The sequence below is a fragment of the Mesorhizobium sp. M7A.F.Ca.US.010.02.1.1 genome, assembly GCF_004023085.1.
In the GTDB taxonomy this organism is placed as follows: Bacteria; Pseudomonadota; Alphaproteobacteria; order Rhizobiales; family Rhizobiaceae; genus Mesorhizobium.
The window spans coordinates 26674-42009 of record NZ_RZRV01000002.1 but is presented as its reverse complement, the minus strand read 5'-3'; the positions used below and the strand labels follow the sequence as shown (position 1 = coordinate 42009).

Below are 15336 nucleotides of genomic sequence, written 5' to 3'. Positions count from 1 at the left end.
GTTCCGTTTTTCACATAACGCAGGCTGCGAGGTCGCCGTCATGGGCAGCCTGGACGAGGCGTCGCATCGTGCCGAGATCGAAGGCACGCGGATTGTTCTTGATCAGGCGGTCGATGCCGAGCGCTTGCTCGGCGGTCCAGTCAAGCTTGTCGGCGGGGAGGCCCAGATCCGCCAGTGTCGGCGTAATACCGATCGCCGCGAACAATCGCCTGATCTCCTCGATTGTGGCGGCTGCCATCTCGGCGGCGGTTCTGGCCTTGGTCTCCAAGCCAAGTGCCGCGCCGATCTCTGCCATCTCGTGAGCGGCGACGCGGCTGTTATAAGTCATCACGTAAGGCATCATTGTCGCTACGCCCAAACCATGGGCGGTGTGGGTGAGGGCGCCTGCCGGATATTGCACAGCATGCGCCGCCGCCGTGCCGGCGGTGCCGAACGCGCAGCCCGCCGCCAGAGCGCCCATCATGACATCGGCACGCGCGTCGGCATCCGTGCCGTCGCTGCAGGCCTTCTCCAGGCTCCGGCCAAGCAGCTTTATCGCGAGCAACGCGAAATGGTCGGTCAGCGCAGTCTTGCCGATGAAGACATGCTGTTGCGGCAGATTGGGGTCTTCACCGCGCCGCATGGCGGTGAAGGCCTCGATCGCATGGGTCAGCGCGTCAGCGCCGGCGATCGCGGTCAGGCCAGGCGGACAGGTCATTGTCAACTCGGGATCGCACAGAGCGACGGCGGCGATAAGGTGAGGGCTCGATATGCCCACCTTGAGCGTCCGGTCCGGGTCGGAAATCACCGCGACCGGCGTCACCTCGGAGCCGGTGCCGGCCGTGGTGGGCACGGCGATCAGCGGCAGTGTCGGACCCGGCACCTTGAACTCCCCGTAATAGTCCTGGAGCTTGCCGCCATGGCTGAGAAGCAGGGTGGTGCATTTGGCGAAATCGAGACAGCTGCCGCCGCCGATGCCGATCACCATGTCCGGTCTGAATCCCTTCGCTTCCTCGACACAGATGCCGACCGTGTCGCGTGGCACGTCGGGCAGAACATGATCATGCACCAGAACCTCGATCGAGGCTGACTGAAGGGACTTGATGATGTCGGCGAATACCATTGTGCCCGCGAAACGCTCATCGGTGCAGACCAGCGCGCGTCGGCCGAACCGGGCGGCGACCGTCGGCAGCACATGGCGCTGCCCTTTCCCGAACAGGATTTCACGCGGCAACCGCAGGGCGGCGAAGAGGGTCATGATCGGTCCTTTGACGGCGGCTGACTGGAAACGGAGGCATTGAACTGGGCTTGGATCGGACGGTCTAAGAGCGTGTCTCTCGCCCCTAAAAAATATCCGCTTTAAAATCGTATAGGATATAGGATTGCATCGACGGAACCATCGTGTTAGCAGTCCTCACTGTCAAGAGGCAAAATATGCAGACCGCAAACTTACCCGACCCAAGCGACGCCACCATTGGAGCTGGTCGCATCCAGCGCGCCAACAGTCTCGTCGAAGATGTCTATGAAGCCATCTTCGCGCAGTTGATGGCGCTGAAGATCCCGCCAGGCTCACGCATTACAGTCGACAGCCTGGTCAAGGAATTCAACGTCTCGCACACGCCGATCCGCGAAGCCCTTGGCCGGCTCGAAGGCGAAGGCCTCGTGCTCAAGACGCATTTGATCGGCTATCGTGCCGCGCCCCAGATCACCCGGCGCCGTTTCGACGAATTATACGAGATGCGTCTGCTGCTCGAACCGCATGGCGCCGCAAAGGCCGCCGCAATGATGGACGAGGCCAAGCTCAATCTGTTGCTCGAAGCCGCCGGCGTGATGTCACGCCGCGAAGGCAAGGATGATCGCGTACGCTATTCGAACTTCGCCAGGCAGGATGCGATCTTCCACGACAAGATCTTGGAGTTTTCTCAAAACGAACTCATCCGCGAGACATTGAGCCACCAGCACACGCACTTCCACATCTTCCGCCTGATGTTTCATGCACGTGTGACCGAAGAGGCACTTGACGAACACGAGGCGATTCTTGCCGCGTTCGGCTCTGCCGATCCCGATGCCGCCGCAAAGGCGATGCGCATCCATATAGAGCACTCGCGCGATCGCCTGCTCCCGGCATTCGATTGAGGGAACGGATGTCCATTGCCGCGAATATCGCCGGGGAGGGCGGGAGCACGTTGTCCAGCAATGCGCATGGTTCGCTCGAACCGGTGCTGCGCGCCCAGCAATTGTCCAAGCAATACGGCCCGGTGACGGTGTTGTCGGACGTCACCCTAGACGTCCTGCCCGGTGAGATCCACGCCATCATTGGCGAGAACGGTGCCGGCAAGTCGACGTTGATGCGGCTGCTGTCCGGCTATGTCGAGCCAAGCCGCGGCACATTGTCGATGAGCGGACATGCGGTGAAATTTGCCAAGCCCAGCCAGGCACAGGATGCCGGTATTGCCTTGGTCCATCAGGAGATCCTGCTCGCAGAGGGGCTCACGGTCACCGACAATCTGTTTCTCGGGCGAGAGCTTTCGCGTGGCCTGGTCGTGGATGACCGCACCATGCGCCGGCTGGCAGCCGAGAAACTGGCGCAGATCGGTTGCGTGGTCTCGCCGAGGGCACTGGTGCGCGACGTCTCGCTGGCAGACCGGCAGATGGTGCAGATCGCTCGTGCTCTGCTTGACGACTATAAATTGGTTATCTTCGACGAGCCGACCGCCGTTCTGACCGGTGGCGAGGTCGAGCGCCTGCTGGAGATCGTCCTGCGACTGAAGGCTCACGGCACCGCCGTGCTGTATATCAGCCACCGGTTGGACGAGGTGCAACGGGTGGCCGACAAGGTGACCGTTCTGCGCGACGGCAAGATGGTCGGCACCTATCCCGGCAAGACGCTGAGCCAGATGGATATGGCGCGGCTGATGGTCGGTCGCGAACTGGCCGCACTCTATCCTGAAAGGACCGCAGCGCCTTCGGATGTACCGATGCTGAGCGTGAGGAACGCCTCCGTTCCCGGCTATGCGGAGGACGTGTCGTTCACGGTTCACAGAGGCGAGATCCTCGGGTTCGCCGGCATGGTCGGCGCTGGCCGAACCGAACTCTTCGAGGGCATTATCGGCCTGCGCCCGGCGGCCGCCAAGGTCGAACTTGAGGGCAAGTCGATCCATTTCCAATCGCCGCGCGCGGCGATCGACGCCGGCGTCGGTTACCTGACCGAGGATCGCAAGGGCAAGGGACTGCTGCTGCAGGAGCGCCTGGCGCCTAACCTGACGCTGTCGGCGCTCGGTGTGTTCCATCCCGGCCTCTCGATGGGTCGGCGCCGCGAAGCGGAGGCCCTGGAACAGGCCGTGGAGGCATATGACATCAGGCTGAAGAGCCTCGGCGCCAAAGCGGGCCAGCTTTCCGGGGGCAATCAGCAGAAGCTGCTGCTGGCGAAGGTGCTGCTGACCGATCCTTCGGTGGTCATTATCGACGAGCCCACGCGTGGCATCGACATCGCCAACAAGGCGCAGATCTATGCCTTCATCCAGGAGCTTGTGGCGAAGGGCAAGGCCTGCATCGTCATCTCTTCGGAGATGCAGGAATTGATCGGCATCTGCGACCGCATCCTGGTGATGCGCGAAGGCCGCATCACCGGCGAGGTCAGCGGCGCCGAAATGACCGAAAGCAACGTGGCGGTACTGGCGACCAGTGGCCCCAAGCCAGGGCCAAAAGCCAAGGGAGGCACAGAATGGCTGTCATGACCGAATCCGCACCCGGGCGTCGCGCCCTGGATCTCAATGTCAGTTGGACCGACATCGGACCCTTCCTTGCGCTGGCGGCCCTCCTGGTCGTGGGTTACCTCATCAACCCCGATTTCCTGTCCGCCACCAATCTCGCCAACGTCATCACTCGCAGCGCCTTCATCGCCATTATCGCGGTCGGCGCGACATTTGTGATCTCGTCCGGCGGGCTCGATCTTTCCGTCGGCTCGATGGCCGCCTTCATCACCGGCATCACCATCATGTTCATGAACACGGTGGCGCCGCATGCCGGTATCTGGGCTATTCCCGCCGGCATGGCGGTGGCGATCCTGGTCGGCCTGCTGTGCGGGCTTGCCAACGGCCTCATCGTCACGGTCGGCAGGATCGAACCGTTTATCGCCACGCTGGGCACGATGGGGATTTTCCGGGCGCTGATAACCTATCTGACCGACGGCGGCACGATACCGATCGACCGATCGCTGCGCGAGGCCTACCGGCCTGTCTATTTCGGCACGGTTGCCGGCATCCCGGTTCCAATCCTCATATCCATCGCCGTCGCCGCGGTCGCATCCTTCATCCTGTACAAGATGAAATACGGCCGCAAATGCGCGGCGGTCGGCGCCAATGAGGATGTCGCCCGTTATTCCGGCATCTCGGTGATCAGGACACGGACCGTCGCCTATATCGTCCAGGGTGTCTGCGTGGCCATTGCCGCGATCTGCTACGTGCCGCGCCTGGGCGCCGCAACGCCGACGACCGGACAGCTTTGGGAACTGCAGGTCATCACCGCAGTGGTAATCGGCGGCACCGCGCTGCGCGGCGGCAAGGGCCATGTGTGGGGAACAGTCGCCGGCGCCGTCATCCTGGAGCTCATCGCCAACCTCATGGTGCTGTCGGACTTCGTCTCCGAATACCTCGTCGCCGCTGTTCAGGGCGTCATCATCATCATCGCCATGCTCATCCAGCGGTTTTCGAATTCGAAATAGCGCCGCGTCCGGACCACGCGGATCAACGTTCTTGTAGGTCCAAGGGAGAAGACAATGTTCAGTAGAAAATGGATTGCGGCGGCGACACTTGGCGCGCTGCTGCTGGCCGGCCAGGCCATGGCGCAAGACACGAAGGTCATCGCGGTGTCGATACCGGCAGCCGACCACGGTTGGACGGCGGGCATCGTCTATCACGCACAAGCGGCGGCCAAGGAAATCAATGCCGCGTTCCCGAACGTCGAAGTGGTCGTGAAGACGTCGCCGTCCGCGGCGGAGCAGGTCAGCGCGCTTGAGGACCTGTCGGCCAGCCGCAAGCTGGACGCTTTGGTGATCCTGCCTTACAGCTCGGAAGAGCTGACTCAGCCGGTCAAGGCTATCAAGGACATGGGCACGTTCATCACCGTCGTCGATCGCGGTCTGACTGACGCCTCCGTCCAGGATCTTTACCTCGCCGGCGACAATATCGCGGTTGGCACCAACACAGCCAAGTTCATGATCGACAAGCTCGGCGGCAAGGGCGACGTCGTTGTGCTGCGCGGCATTCCGACCGTCATCGACGACGAGCGCATCAAGGGCTTCCAGGACACGATCAAGGGTACGAACCTGAAAGTCCTCGACATCCAGTACGCGCATTGGAACAGCGACGAGGCCTTCAAGCTGATGCAGGACTATTTGGCCAAGTACCCCCATATCGATGCGGTCTGGGCCAATGACGACGACATGCTGCTTGGCGTGCTCGAAGCGGTCAAGCAATCGGGCCGGACCGATATCAAGCTGGCGCTCGGTGGCAACGGCATGAAGGACATCGTCAAGAAGGTGATCGACGGCGACGCCATGACGCCGGTCGAGACGCCATATCCGCCGTCGATGATCAAGACCGCGATCTACATGACCGTCGCCAACCTGATCGGTCAGGCACCCGTCCGTGGCACCGTCAAGCTCGACGCGCCGTTGATCACCCAGGCCAACGCCAAGGAATACTATTTCCCTGACTCGCCATTCTAACCCTATCCGATTTCACCGAAAGGCAGGGCGCGGTCTGCGCCTTGCCTAGCTCAAACACTGAGAGGAAGAGCCATGCCAGGCAAAAAGATACTGATGCTGACCGGTGAGTTCACCGAAGAATACGAAATCTTTGTCTATCAGCAAGCCATGGAAGCCGTCGGCCACACCATCCACGTGGTATGCCCGGACAAGAACGCCGGAGATCTGATCAAGACCTCGCTGCACGACTTCGAGGGCGACCAGACCTACACCGAAAAGCTCGGCCACTATGCGCTGATCAACAAGACTTTCTCGGAAGCTGAGAGGCAGCTCGATCAATATCACGCCGTCTACTGCGCGGGCGGCCGCGGCCCGGAATACATCCGCACCGACAAGCGCGTGCAGGCGATCGTGCGCCATTTCCACGAGGCCAAGAAGCCGATCTTCACCATCTGCCACGGTGTGCAGATCCTGATCGCTGTCGACGGCGTGGTGCGTGGCAAGAAGGTCGCAGCACTCGGCGCCTGCGAGCCTGAAGTGACACTGGCGGGTGGCACCTATATCGACCTGTCGCCGACCGAGGCCTATGTGGACGGGACAATGGTTTCTGCCAAAGGCTGGACGGCGCTTGCTGCGTTCATCCGCGAATGTTTGAAGGTGCTGGGAACGGAAATCCGCCACGCATAAGCTTCTGGAACCGACGCATTTCGCCAAGGGATGCGTCGGTTGCTTTCAACAGCGCATCCATATCCATAAGTTCGATCGGGATCGCGGCTCCCGAGCACAACGATATAGGCGAGATGCTCAAGGGTCGCCGCCTGGTTGCGCTGCTTTCGTCCTTCTTGTTTCACTGATCGCGGTAGTGCTGTTCGACATGCTGGCGCGCGGCGTTGTTTCAGCGTCCGGATTAGAGGTCGTGTCGTCGACCGTGCGGCCCGTCGTCGCCCCGAGGCCATCACGCTCGGTGCCGAGGCCCGGTGAACAAGTTCTCATAAAACCTTCTGACAACCGTTCGATCGGCGCTCAGGCTCGACGTCACTATGAAAGCGGGATGCGCCTGAGTTCAGGCCTGCGTCAGTGAATATGGCATCGCGGATAACCAATAGTCTCTGGCGTCCGGGTTGGTCATCGGCCTAACGAAAAGAACGGCGTCTAGGAACGATTCCGGCCGGCTGCCGTTGCCTAACATTAGCTATCTCTTATGGAATCTGCGAAATGCCGCTGTGTCAGAATCTATGCCCTCTTGAAATGACATTCAAATGCCCGCGTTGCGGATTGGCTTTGCTGAAACCCGGGCGCTGGTTTCAGGTTGCATCCAAATATCGCTGCGAGGGGTGTCACAGCGAAATCCGGATCACTTATCCCGACAAGATTGCACTATTCCAGAAGTATGCGGCTTCGCAACGCGAGGGTCCATCTCCGCCAAAGCATAGCTCAGTCCTGGCCAAGTCATTCAGCGGCTAGGCCATGGTCCTGCCAGGGCAGTCTGAACGCTGACTGCCGGCGGTAGTGCTGCCTGTTGCATGGAACGAAATCCGTTCCTTGCGGTTGGGAGTTCATGCCTCCAGCTATACGCAATTGAGCCGGCCATGCCCTGCAGTCAGGAGCAGTGATGCAAACATACCTGGTAGAGCAAATGGAAGGGGACGACGTAGTTGCGGCGAGTAATGTCAATGCGTCCAGCCCGTTCACGGCGGCGACTATATCAACAGGACGCCAGGTTACCCTGCGGACATGGGAAAACAACTGGGTTCGTGTCACGGATGAGCTTGGAGGAGAAGTATTCGCATATTGCTTCGTTTCAGGCGCCGGCGAAGCGGACAGCAGCGCACAGCCCGACACCTCGGTAAGGTAGTCCCACAGCCCGGGCGGGCGCAGGCTTGCATGCTCAACTTCGAACGATTCAAGCGATCAAGACCGCCTGGCGCATCATCCGAATGATTGATGAAAAGATCATGCCGCGGGGCGATAAGCGGCAACAATCCTAGCGTGGGGCCCTTATGTCTCTGGCGCATTTAGAATCTTCGAGGGCGATTCGAACGGTGCAGACTGACTACCAACCGGTGGTCTCTTGTCGATGGTCAAAAGTTCCCGATCATGCTCTTGACGAGGGCGGGCCCGTTCTACGTCTGCATCAACGGATGGGAACTGGCTTCGTCGACATTCCGGTCTTTGATCACCTGAGGGAAATCGCCGGGCATTATTCCGAAAAATTAGCCGCCAGCGACGGCACCAACCGACTGACCTATTCCGAGCTTTTTCGGGCGGTCGAGGCCTTGGCCAGCCGGATTGAAGCCGTCGTTCCCGACGGAAATGCGGTTGGAATACTTCAGGCCAACTCGGTCTGGTACACAGTTGCGATGCTGGCCAGCATGGCATCCGGTCGACCGTCAGTACCGCTTAACGTGCGAGATCCGGACTCGCGCATCAACGAAATCGTCGCCGACGCGAGGCTCTCCGCCATAATTGGCGACAAAGGCATCCATGGCCTTGATCTGCCCCAGCACGTTGCCCGGATCGAGATAGCGCAATCGTTGCAGGCAACGCTTCGTCCAGCTGAACACCGTACCGTTTCTGTCGATGCACCGGCAATGGTGCTTTATACCTCCGGCAGCACGGGCCGCCCCAAGGGGATTGTCAACAGCCAGCGGAGCTTGCTGTGCCGAGTGCAGCAATATGTCGACGCCTGCCACATCAATGCGCAGGATGTTTTCCTGCCCCTGACCGGCCCGGCAACCATCGCCGGTTGCCGGGAAATCCTTGCTGCTCTTCTTACGGGTGCTACGTTGCAGCTTGTGGAGGTCGAAGCCGTCGGCCTGCGCTCGGTTCGCGGCCGCATGCAATCGGAAGGCGTGACGATCACGTATCTGGTGCCGGCATTGCTTCGCGCTCTCCTGGCGGATGAGCCCGCGGACGCCTTTGGTTCACTCAGGGTTGCCCGAATTGGAGGCGAGAAGGTGTCCTCGGCCGACATCCGCCTGGTGCGCAAGGCTGTCCCGCCAACTTGCCTGGTGCAGATCGGCTATTCATCGACGGAAACGACTGGATCGCAGTGGTTCTTGCCGCACGATTGGCCGGAATTCGATTCCTCAGCTCCCGTCGGTTGGCTGCTTCCGGGAATCAGCTTCGCAATTGTCGATGAAGAGGGTTACCCGGTTCAGCCCGGCAAGATCGGAGAACTGTTGATCAGAAGCCCGTATGTCGCACTCGGATATTGGGAAAACGGGGCAGTTGTTCCGTTTGAAATAGATCCCGCCGACCAGACGCTTCGTATCTTTGCAACGGGCGATCTTGTGCAAATTGGGAGTGATGGCCTGTTGCGGATCATCGGTCGCAAAGGGCGCCAGATAAAGGTCAATGGGCGGCGCGTTGAGCCGGCCGAACTCGAACGGGTTCTGCGTGGCGCGCCGTCGGTGAAGGATGCCGTGGTTATCGTCACCCCGGCGAATGAACTGGTTGCGTTCGCCGTACCGCACGGCAGGGCGGGAGTCAGTTTTTGCGACGAGCTGCGCCAATTTGCCAGGACAAAATTGCCGCCGGCGCTTTGCCCGCTGCGGCTCCATGCAAGCGCCGAGATACCGCGGCTGGCCAGCGGAAAGATCGATATGGCAATGCTGGCTGCAATCGACCTTTCGGTGCGGGAAACAACGCCCCCACCGCAAATCGCCCATGCGGGAAATGAAGTTCCTGCTCATCAGATCGTACGGCGTGCCTGGACCAAGGTCCTTAAAACGCGGGTCGCACTGGGGTGCTGGGATGAAGCGGGGGGAGATTCGCTGAAGCTGCTGCATTGCGTGATGGAAATCGAAAGCGCGATCGGGCAAGAGCTCGGATTGGAAGCCTTCACGGTTGGAATGAGCTTCGATGAGATGGTTGCAGCGGTCATTTCCGCTCAAGGAGGCGGAGAGCACGCGCCCGCCTGGAAACACGAGCCTCCGCTGCTTTTCCTTTTCCCCGGGTCGGTCGGCTATGGTCCGAGCCTTGCTTCGTTCGCATCAGCAATAAGCAAGGTCGCCAGGGTGTCTCCCATCAGATATCCGGCCCTGGGCATGATCCTGCAAGGTCAGAACACTGTCGCCGCAATGGTCGAAGCTGCAATTGATCATATCAACCGCGTGCAGCCGACCGGCTGTGTTCGCCTGCTTGGCCACTCGCTCGGAGGAGCGGTCGCTTTTGAGGTTGCCGCGCGTCTGCTTGATCAAGGGCGAGCGGTAGCGTTCACGGGCATTCTGGATACCAGCCTGGTTGGCGAGCGCAGCAAGCGTTGGGAGACCATTACCCGGACATTTCACCGGATCCGAACCAATCGTATATCGGCTAGTCGGGTGGCGTGTCGCGCGCTTGCCAAGGTCGCGGTCAAAATGCACTGCGAATCCCGGCTTGCCGGCTTCCTCGACCGCTATGCCGAGGGTCAGTTCAATCCGACGAGCTTCAGAACCAAACTGGAACTGCAGGAGGTTCTGCGGGCGCGGGCCTTCTTCCAATGGCTGACAGAACCTAGGCCGATACTGCCGATCACCGGCACCTTGTTCCGTTGCGCGCGGCCCGGAATGCCCCTTGCACTCGGGTGGGATCGGGCATTCGTCCATCTGGACGTCATTCCGATCGCCGGCACCCACATCGACATGGTCGTGGAGCCTCATCTGACCGTCAATCGCCCACTCATCGAAAACGCTGTGACCGAGACCTACTCTTCAATCGAGTCACGCAAACAGGAGGCAGTGTCATCGACCTGATCGGCGAATTCAGCAGCGATGTGCTGGCGCTCGATGCCCGGCTGGAGATCGATCGCATCGTCGAGACTTTGCGCGAACAGGTTCTCGGCACACAACGGCGTCGCGGAGTGGTCGTCGGGCTCTCCGGAGGCATCGACAGTTCGGTCGTCGCAACGGTGTGCGCACGGGCGTTCGGAAAGTACAAGGTACTGGGCCTGTTCATGCCGGAGCGCGATTCGTCAGGCGACTCGTTGAGGCTTGGCCGCAGCGTCGCTGGGCAGCTTGGCATCGACACCATCCTTGAAGATATCGAGCCGGCGCTCGAAGGCATTGGCGCCTACGCCCGACAGATCGAGGCCATCCGAACTGCCGTCCCTGGATATGGCGAAGGCTGGAAATGCAAGCTGGTCATGGCATCGGTGCTGGAGAGCAGCGGCCTCAATATCACGCGCCTTACGGTCGAGGATCCGGACGGAAAGATCGACACCGTGCGTCTGTCGCCGGCGGCTTACCTGCAGATCGTCGCTGCTACCAACTACAAGCAGCGGGTTCGCAAGATGACCGAATATTATCATGCGGACCGCCTCAACTATGCAGTGGCAGGCACGCCAAACCGGCTCGAATACGACCAGGGCTTCTTCGTCAAGCAGGGCGACGGCGTCGCCGATGTGATGCCTATCGTCCATCTCTACAAGACCCAGGTTTACCAGCTGGCGGAATATCTCGGGATTGACACGGAGGTCCGAACAAGGCCGCCGACCACGGACACGTTTTCCATGGCGCAAACCCAGGAGGAGTTCTACTTCGCCTTGCCCTATCAGTTAATGGATTTGTGCCTCTACGGCATGAATCACGGAATTTCGGCCGGCGCGGTCGCCGCCGCCGCCGGCCTCACGGCCGAGCAGGTCGAGAAGGTCTATAAGGATATCGTCAGCAAACGCCGCGCCGCACGCTACCTTCACGCACGGCCGCAGCTGTCCGCTGCGATGGACAGGGATTGACCCATGTGCGGCATCGCCGGAATTGTGGCGCTGAAAGCGGCTGCGGAGCCTCCGTCACGAGCCGCGCTTCTGAGAATGGCAGCCGCGCTCTCCCATCGAGGTCCGGACGAAAGCGGCCTTTACCGCGACAAGCGAGCGGGGCTGGCGCATACCCGCCTGTCGGTCATCGATCTCTCGACCGGACAGCAGCCTCTCGCCGACACAGGCAATACCACCTGGATCGTGTTCAACGGCGAGATCTTCAACTACGTCGAGTTGCGTGACCAACTCATAGCCCTGGGACATCGTTTCCGCACCCGCAGCGATACGGAGGTCGTCGTGCATGCCTACCGCGCGTGGGGCGTGGGCGCGTTCGAGCGGCTGAACGGGCAGTGGGCACTCGCCATCTGGGACTCGCTGACAGGCCGCCTCGTCCTGTCGCGCGACCGGTTCGGCATCTGCCCGCTGCATTTGTGCGAACACGCTGGCCGCCTGCATTTCGCCAGCGAAGTTAAGGCCATCTTCGCAGCCGACCCGGCGATACCGCGGGCCTTCGATCCGGCGGGGGTCGACCAGACTTTCACGCTGTGGACCGTCGTACCGCCGCAAGGCGTATTTCAGGGAGTACAGGAACTTACCCCCGGCCATGTCCGCATCTACGACAATGGCAGCGTTCGTGAGCAGGCTTTCTGGAAACCTTGCTATCCCGAGAGCGAGGACCTGTCCCATGGCACCTTCAGGGGCTCGCTGGAGGATGCGGTGGACGAAGTGCGCGGCGCCTTGCAGGCCGCGACGGCGCTTAGGATGGTGAAGGCGGATGTGCCGGTCGGCTGCTACCTTTCCGGCGGGCTCGACAGCTCACTTGTCGCCATGCTCGGGAGGCGCTTCGCCGGCGCGCCGTTCCAGACTTTCTCGTTGCGTTTTGCTGACGCCGAATATGATGAAACCCGTTACCAGCGGCTGGTTGCAAGTGCGAGCGGCGGCGAGCACCACGAGGTGATGGTTTCGCGCAGTGACATCGCCGACATCTTCCCAGATGTGATCCGTCACGCCGAGCGTCCGATTCTCAGGACGGCGCCGGCGCCGTTGTTCCTTCTCTCGAGGCTGGTGCGCGAACATGGCATCAAGGTCGTGCTGACCGGCGAAGGGGCCGACGAGATGTTCGCCGGCTACGACCTGTTCCGGGAAGGCAAGGTCCGCCGCTTCTGGGGGCGGCAGCCCGCCTCTGCCCGACGCGCGCGACTGCTGGAACGCCTCTACCCTTATCTGAGCCGCTCGCCGGTCAAGCAGCAGGCGATGGCGCGCCAGTTCTTTGGACATGGTATCCATGCATTTGGCGCGCCCGGCTTCGCGCATGATACCCGCTGGCGCACCACCAGCGCCATCAAACGGCTGTTCTCGGCCGACATGCACGCCGAAACGGCGCGTCACGACGTGGTGGCGGACCTGCTCTGCCGCCTGCCCGAAGAGTTTCAACGATGGGGTCCTCTCGCGCAGGACCAGTATCTTGAGATCAGGACGCTGATGTCGGGCTACCTGCTCTCCTCGCAGGGAGACAGGATGCTGATGGCCCATTCCGTCGAAGGGCGGTTCCCGTTCCTGGACGACAGGCTGGTGGCCTTGGCGAATTCGCTACCGGCCGACTACAAGCTGCGCATTCTGGATGAGAAACACGTGCTGAAGCGTGTGGCGAAATCGATCGTGCCCGCGGAAGTCGTGGCCCGCAAGAAGCAACCCTACCGGGCGCCCAACGCACTTTGCTTCATCGGCGATAGCGCACCCGCCTATGTCCGCGAAGCACTCTCGGAGACTGCCCTGCGCGCGGCGAATGTCTTTGATCCGAACTCGGTCGCGCGCCTGCTGGACAAATGCGCTGCCAAGACCGGCGATGGGGATCTGTCCAACTCGGACAACATGGCGTTGGTCGGCGTGCTGTCGACGCAGCTCCTCCATCAGCAGTTTGTCGCAAGCCGCCCTTCGAGCGGGTGTGCGGTCGACCTCAGGATAGATGTCGATCACCTGCACAGGCAAGAGGTGCTGGTATGATGCATGGCGCCGTCCCTCTGCTGCACGACTACCTCAGCCATTCGGCCGGCCGGCTCGGCGACAAGGTGGCGCTGGTGTGCGGCGGGCACCGGCTCGCCTATGATGAGCTTGAGACACGTTCCAACGCGGTCGCCCATCATCTCGTCACGTCCGGGGTCGCCCCCGGTGACCGCGTCATGATCTTCGCCGACAACACCGTCGAGACCGTGGTCAGCTTCTGGGCGGTTCTCAAGGCGAGCGCCGTTGTGTGCGTCGTCAATCCGCTCACCAAGAGCGACAAGCTGGGGTATTTGCTCAACGATTGCCTGCCGGCGGCATTGATCACCGACAAACATTTGCAGCCGATCTTTACTGAGCCGGCGCGTAACTGTCCGTCGCTGCGGCGGCTCATCGTCTCCGGTCAGGTGGACGACGCCGAGCTCCGGGGATTGCCGCATGCCGTGCGCTGGGATGAGGCGGCTGCCGGCCACGGCAAAGCGCCGGCCCGCCGCCGCATCGATATCGATCTCGCAGCCATCATCTACACGTCGGGCTCGACCGGCGAACCCAAAGGCGTGATGCTGACACACAGGAACATGATGGCAGCCTGCGCGTCTATCGCCTCGTACCTCGAGCTTGGCGAAGACGACGTGATCCTCAATGTCTTGCCCCTGGCCTTCGATTACGGCCTCTATCAGATGATAATGGCATTCCGTACCGGGGCGCGGTTGGTCCTCGAGCGCTCGTTTGCCTTCCCCGCACAGATACTTGCGATCATCGAAAGGGAGAGAGTTACAGGCTTTCCCGGCGTGCCGACCATCTTTGCCGCGCTGTCGGATCTCAAGACGCTGAAGGCAAATGATTTTGCAAGCATAAGGTATGTCACGAACACTGCTGCGGCACTGCCGCTCAAGCACATTCGCCTGCTCCAGGAACTGTTTGCCGATGCCCGGATCTATTCGATGTACGGCCTGACCGAATGCAAACGCTGCACCTATCTTCCGCCGGAAGATCTTGCGCGAAAACCGTTGAGCGTGGGGATCGCCATCCCGAACACCGAAATGTGGATTGTCGATGAGGATGACCGAAAGGTCGGTCCCAATGTCGTCGGCCAGTTGGTCATCCGCGGAGCAACGGTCATGAAGGGCTACTGGGGTAAGCCGGAGGCTACCGCGAGGAAGCTCAAGCCTGGCCCTTTGCCCGGCGAGCAGGTTCTGTACACCGGCGACTACTGCCGAATGGACGAGGAAGGGTACCTCTATTTTGTCGGCCGCAGCGATGAGATCATAAAATCGCGGGGAGAAAAGGTGGCGCCTAGGGAAGTCGAAAACGTGCTGATGGAAATCCCGGGAGTACGGGAAGCCGCGGTTGTCGGAGTTCCCGACGACCTGCTGGGGCAAGCAGTGAAAGCGTTTGTCGTCATGGAGCAAGGAACGATCATAGGCGAAAAGCAGCTGCGGATGGAATGTCAGAAGCGGTTGGAAAACTTCATGATTCCGAAGTCCATCCAAATTGTGTCCAGTCTACCGATGACGGACACGGGCAAGCTCAAGAAAATAGCGCTGTCATAAAGCGATACCTGGAAATCATTTGGATCGGAGGCCAATTCAATGCTGAGCACGAACAACAGAATTGACACCTACAGCGATCAGATACGCGCCTTTCTGGCGTCAAATTTCTACGTGGCCGACCCGCGTGCCCTGGAGGTTGAAACGTCGTTGCTCGACCAGGGCATCATAGACTCGACTGGAGTGCTTGAAGTTATCGGCTTCGTCGAGGAGACATTCGGCATCACTGTCGAGGACAGTGAACTTCTGCCTGAGAATTTCGATTCCATCCAGGGAATTGCACGTTACGTGGTGAGCAAGGAAAACTGATCGCCGGGCGATGGTAATAAGGGCGTCTTCCCAACCGAGCGCGCAAACCCATG

The 15336-nt window shown here is 60.7% G+C and carries 11 protein-coding genes; 10 read left to right on the top strand and 1 reads right to left on the bottom strand.

Annotated features, from left to right (window positions below):
* Positions 1–10 precede the first annotated feature (10 nt).
* Positions 11–1237 carry an iron-containing alcohol dehydrogenase gene (locus EOA19_RS02120; RefSeq protein ID WP_128302544.1) on the bottom strand — a complete coding sequence of 409 codons (1227 nt, stop codon included), beginning with the start codon at positions 1235–1237 and terminating at the stop codon, positions 11–13.
* Positions 1238–1413: 176 nt separating this feature from the next.
* On the opposite strand from EOA19_RS02120, the gene EOA19_RS02115 reads away from it, so the two are divergent.
* The 10 genes from EOA19_RS02115 to EOA19_RS02060 all read left to right on the top strand — a co-directional run bounded on the left by EOA19_RS02115 (position 1414) and on the right by EOA19_RS02060 (position 15283).
* Positions 1414–2115: a GntR family transcriptional regulator gene (locus EOA19_RS02115; RefSeq protein WP_128302543.1), complete on the top strand. Its 702-nt coding sequence runs from the start codon at positions 1414–1416 to the stop codon at positions 2113–2115.
* Positions 2116–2123: 8 nt separating this feature from the next.
* On the top strand, positions 2124–3716 hold the full coding sequence (locus EOA19_RS02110; RefSeq protein WP_128302542.1) for a sugar ABC transporter ATP-binding protein: 1593 nt from the start codon (positions 2124–2126) through the stop codon (positions 3714–3716).
* Positions 3713–4702, top strand: a complete 990-nt coding sequence (locus tag EOA19_RS02105) for an ABC transporter permease (RefSeq protein WP_245469691.1) — start codon at positions 3713–3715, stop codon at positions 4700–4702. The genes EOA19_RS02110 and EOA19_RS02105 overlap by 4 nt, the downstream gene beginning before the upstream one ends.
* A gap of 54 nt (positions 4703–4756) precedes the next feature.
* Positions 4757–5707 (top strand): substrate-binding domain-containing protein, encoded by a 951-nt coding sequence (locus EOA19_RS02100; RefSeq protein WP_127267871.1) that lies wholly within the window; start codon positions 4757–4759, stop codon positions 5705–5707.
* 72 nt (positions 5708–5779) lie between these two features.
* Positions 5780–6373 (top strand): DJ-1/PfpI family protein, encoded by a 594-nt coding sequence (locus EOA19_RS02095; RefSeq protein WP_013533129.1) that lies wholly within the window; start codon positions 5780–5782, stop codon positions 6371–6373.
* Positions 6374–7686: 1313 nt separating this feature from the next.
* Positions 7687–10422 (top strand): AMP-binding protein, encoded by a 2736-nt coding sequence (locus EOA19_RS02080; RefSeq protein WP_023808959.1) that lies wholly within the window; start codon positions 7687–7689, stop codon positions 10420–10422.
* The gene (gene nadE / locus EOA19_RS02075; protein ID WP_032908690.1) at positions 10419–11402 is read left to right on the top strand and encodes an NAD(+) synthase; all 984 of its coding nucleotides are present in this window, start codon (positions 10419–10421) and stop codon (positions 11400–11402) included. The genes EOA19_RS02080 and nadE overlap by 4 nt, the downstream gene beginning before the upstream one ends.
* A 3-nt stretch (positions 11403–11405) precedes the next feature.
* Positions 11406–13427, top strand: coding sequence for an asparagine synthase (glutamine-hydrolyzing) (gene asnB / locus EOA19_RS02070; RefSeq protein ID WP_023808957.1), 2022 nt, complete (start codon positions 11406–11408; stop codon positions 13425–13427).
* Positions 13424–14977: an AMP-binding protein gene (locus EOA19_RS02065; protein ID WP_031212342.1), complete on the top strand. Its 1554-nt coding sequence runs from the start codon at positions 13424–13426 to the stop codon at positions 14975–14977. Before asnB ends, EOA19_RS02065 begins: the two co-directional genes overlap by 4 nt.
* Positions 14978–15016: 39 nt before the next feature.
* A complete protein-coding gene (locus EOA19_RS02060; RefSeq protein WP_013533122.1) occupies positions 15017–15283 on the top strand; it encodes an acyl carrier protein in 267 nt (88 codons plus the stop codon).
* Positions 15284–15336 lie beyond the last annotated feature (53 nt).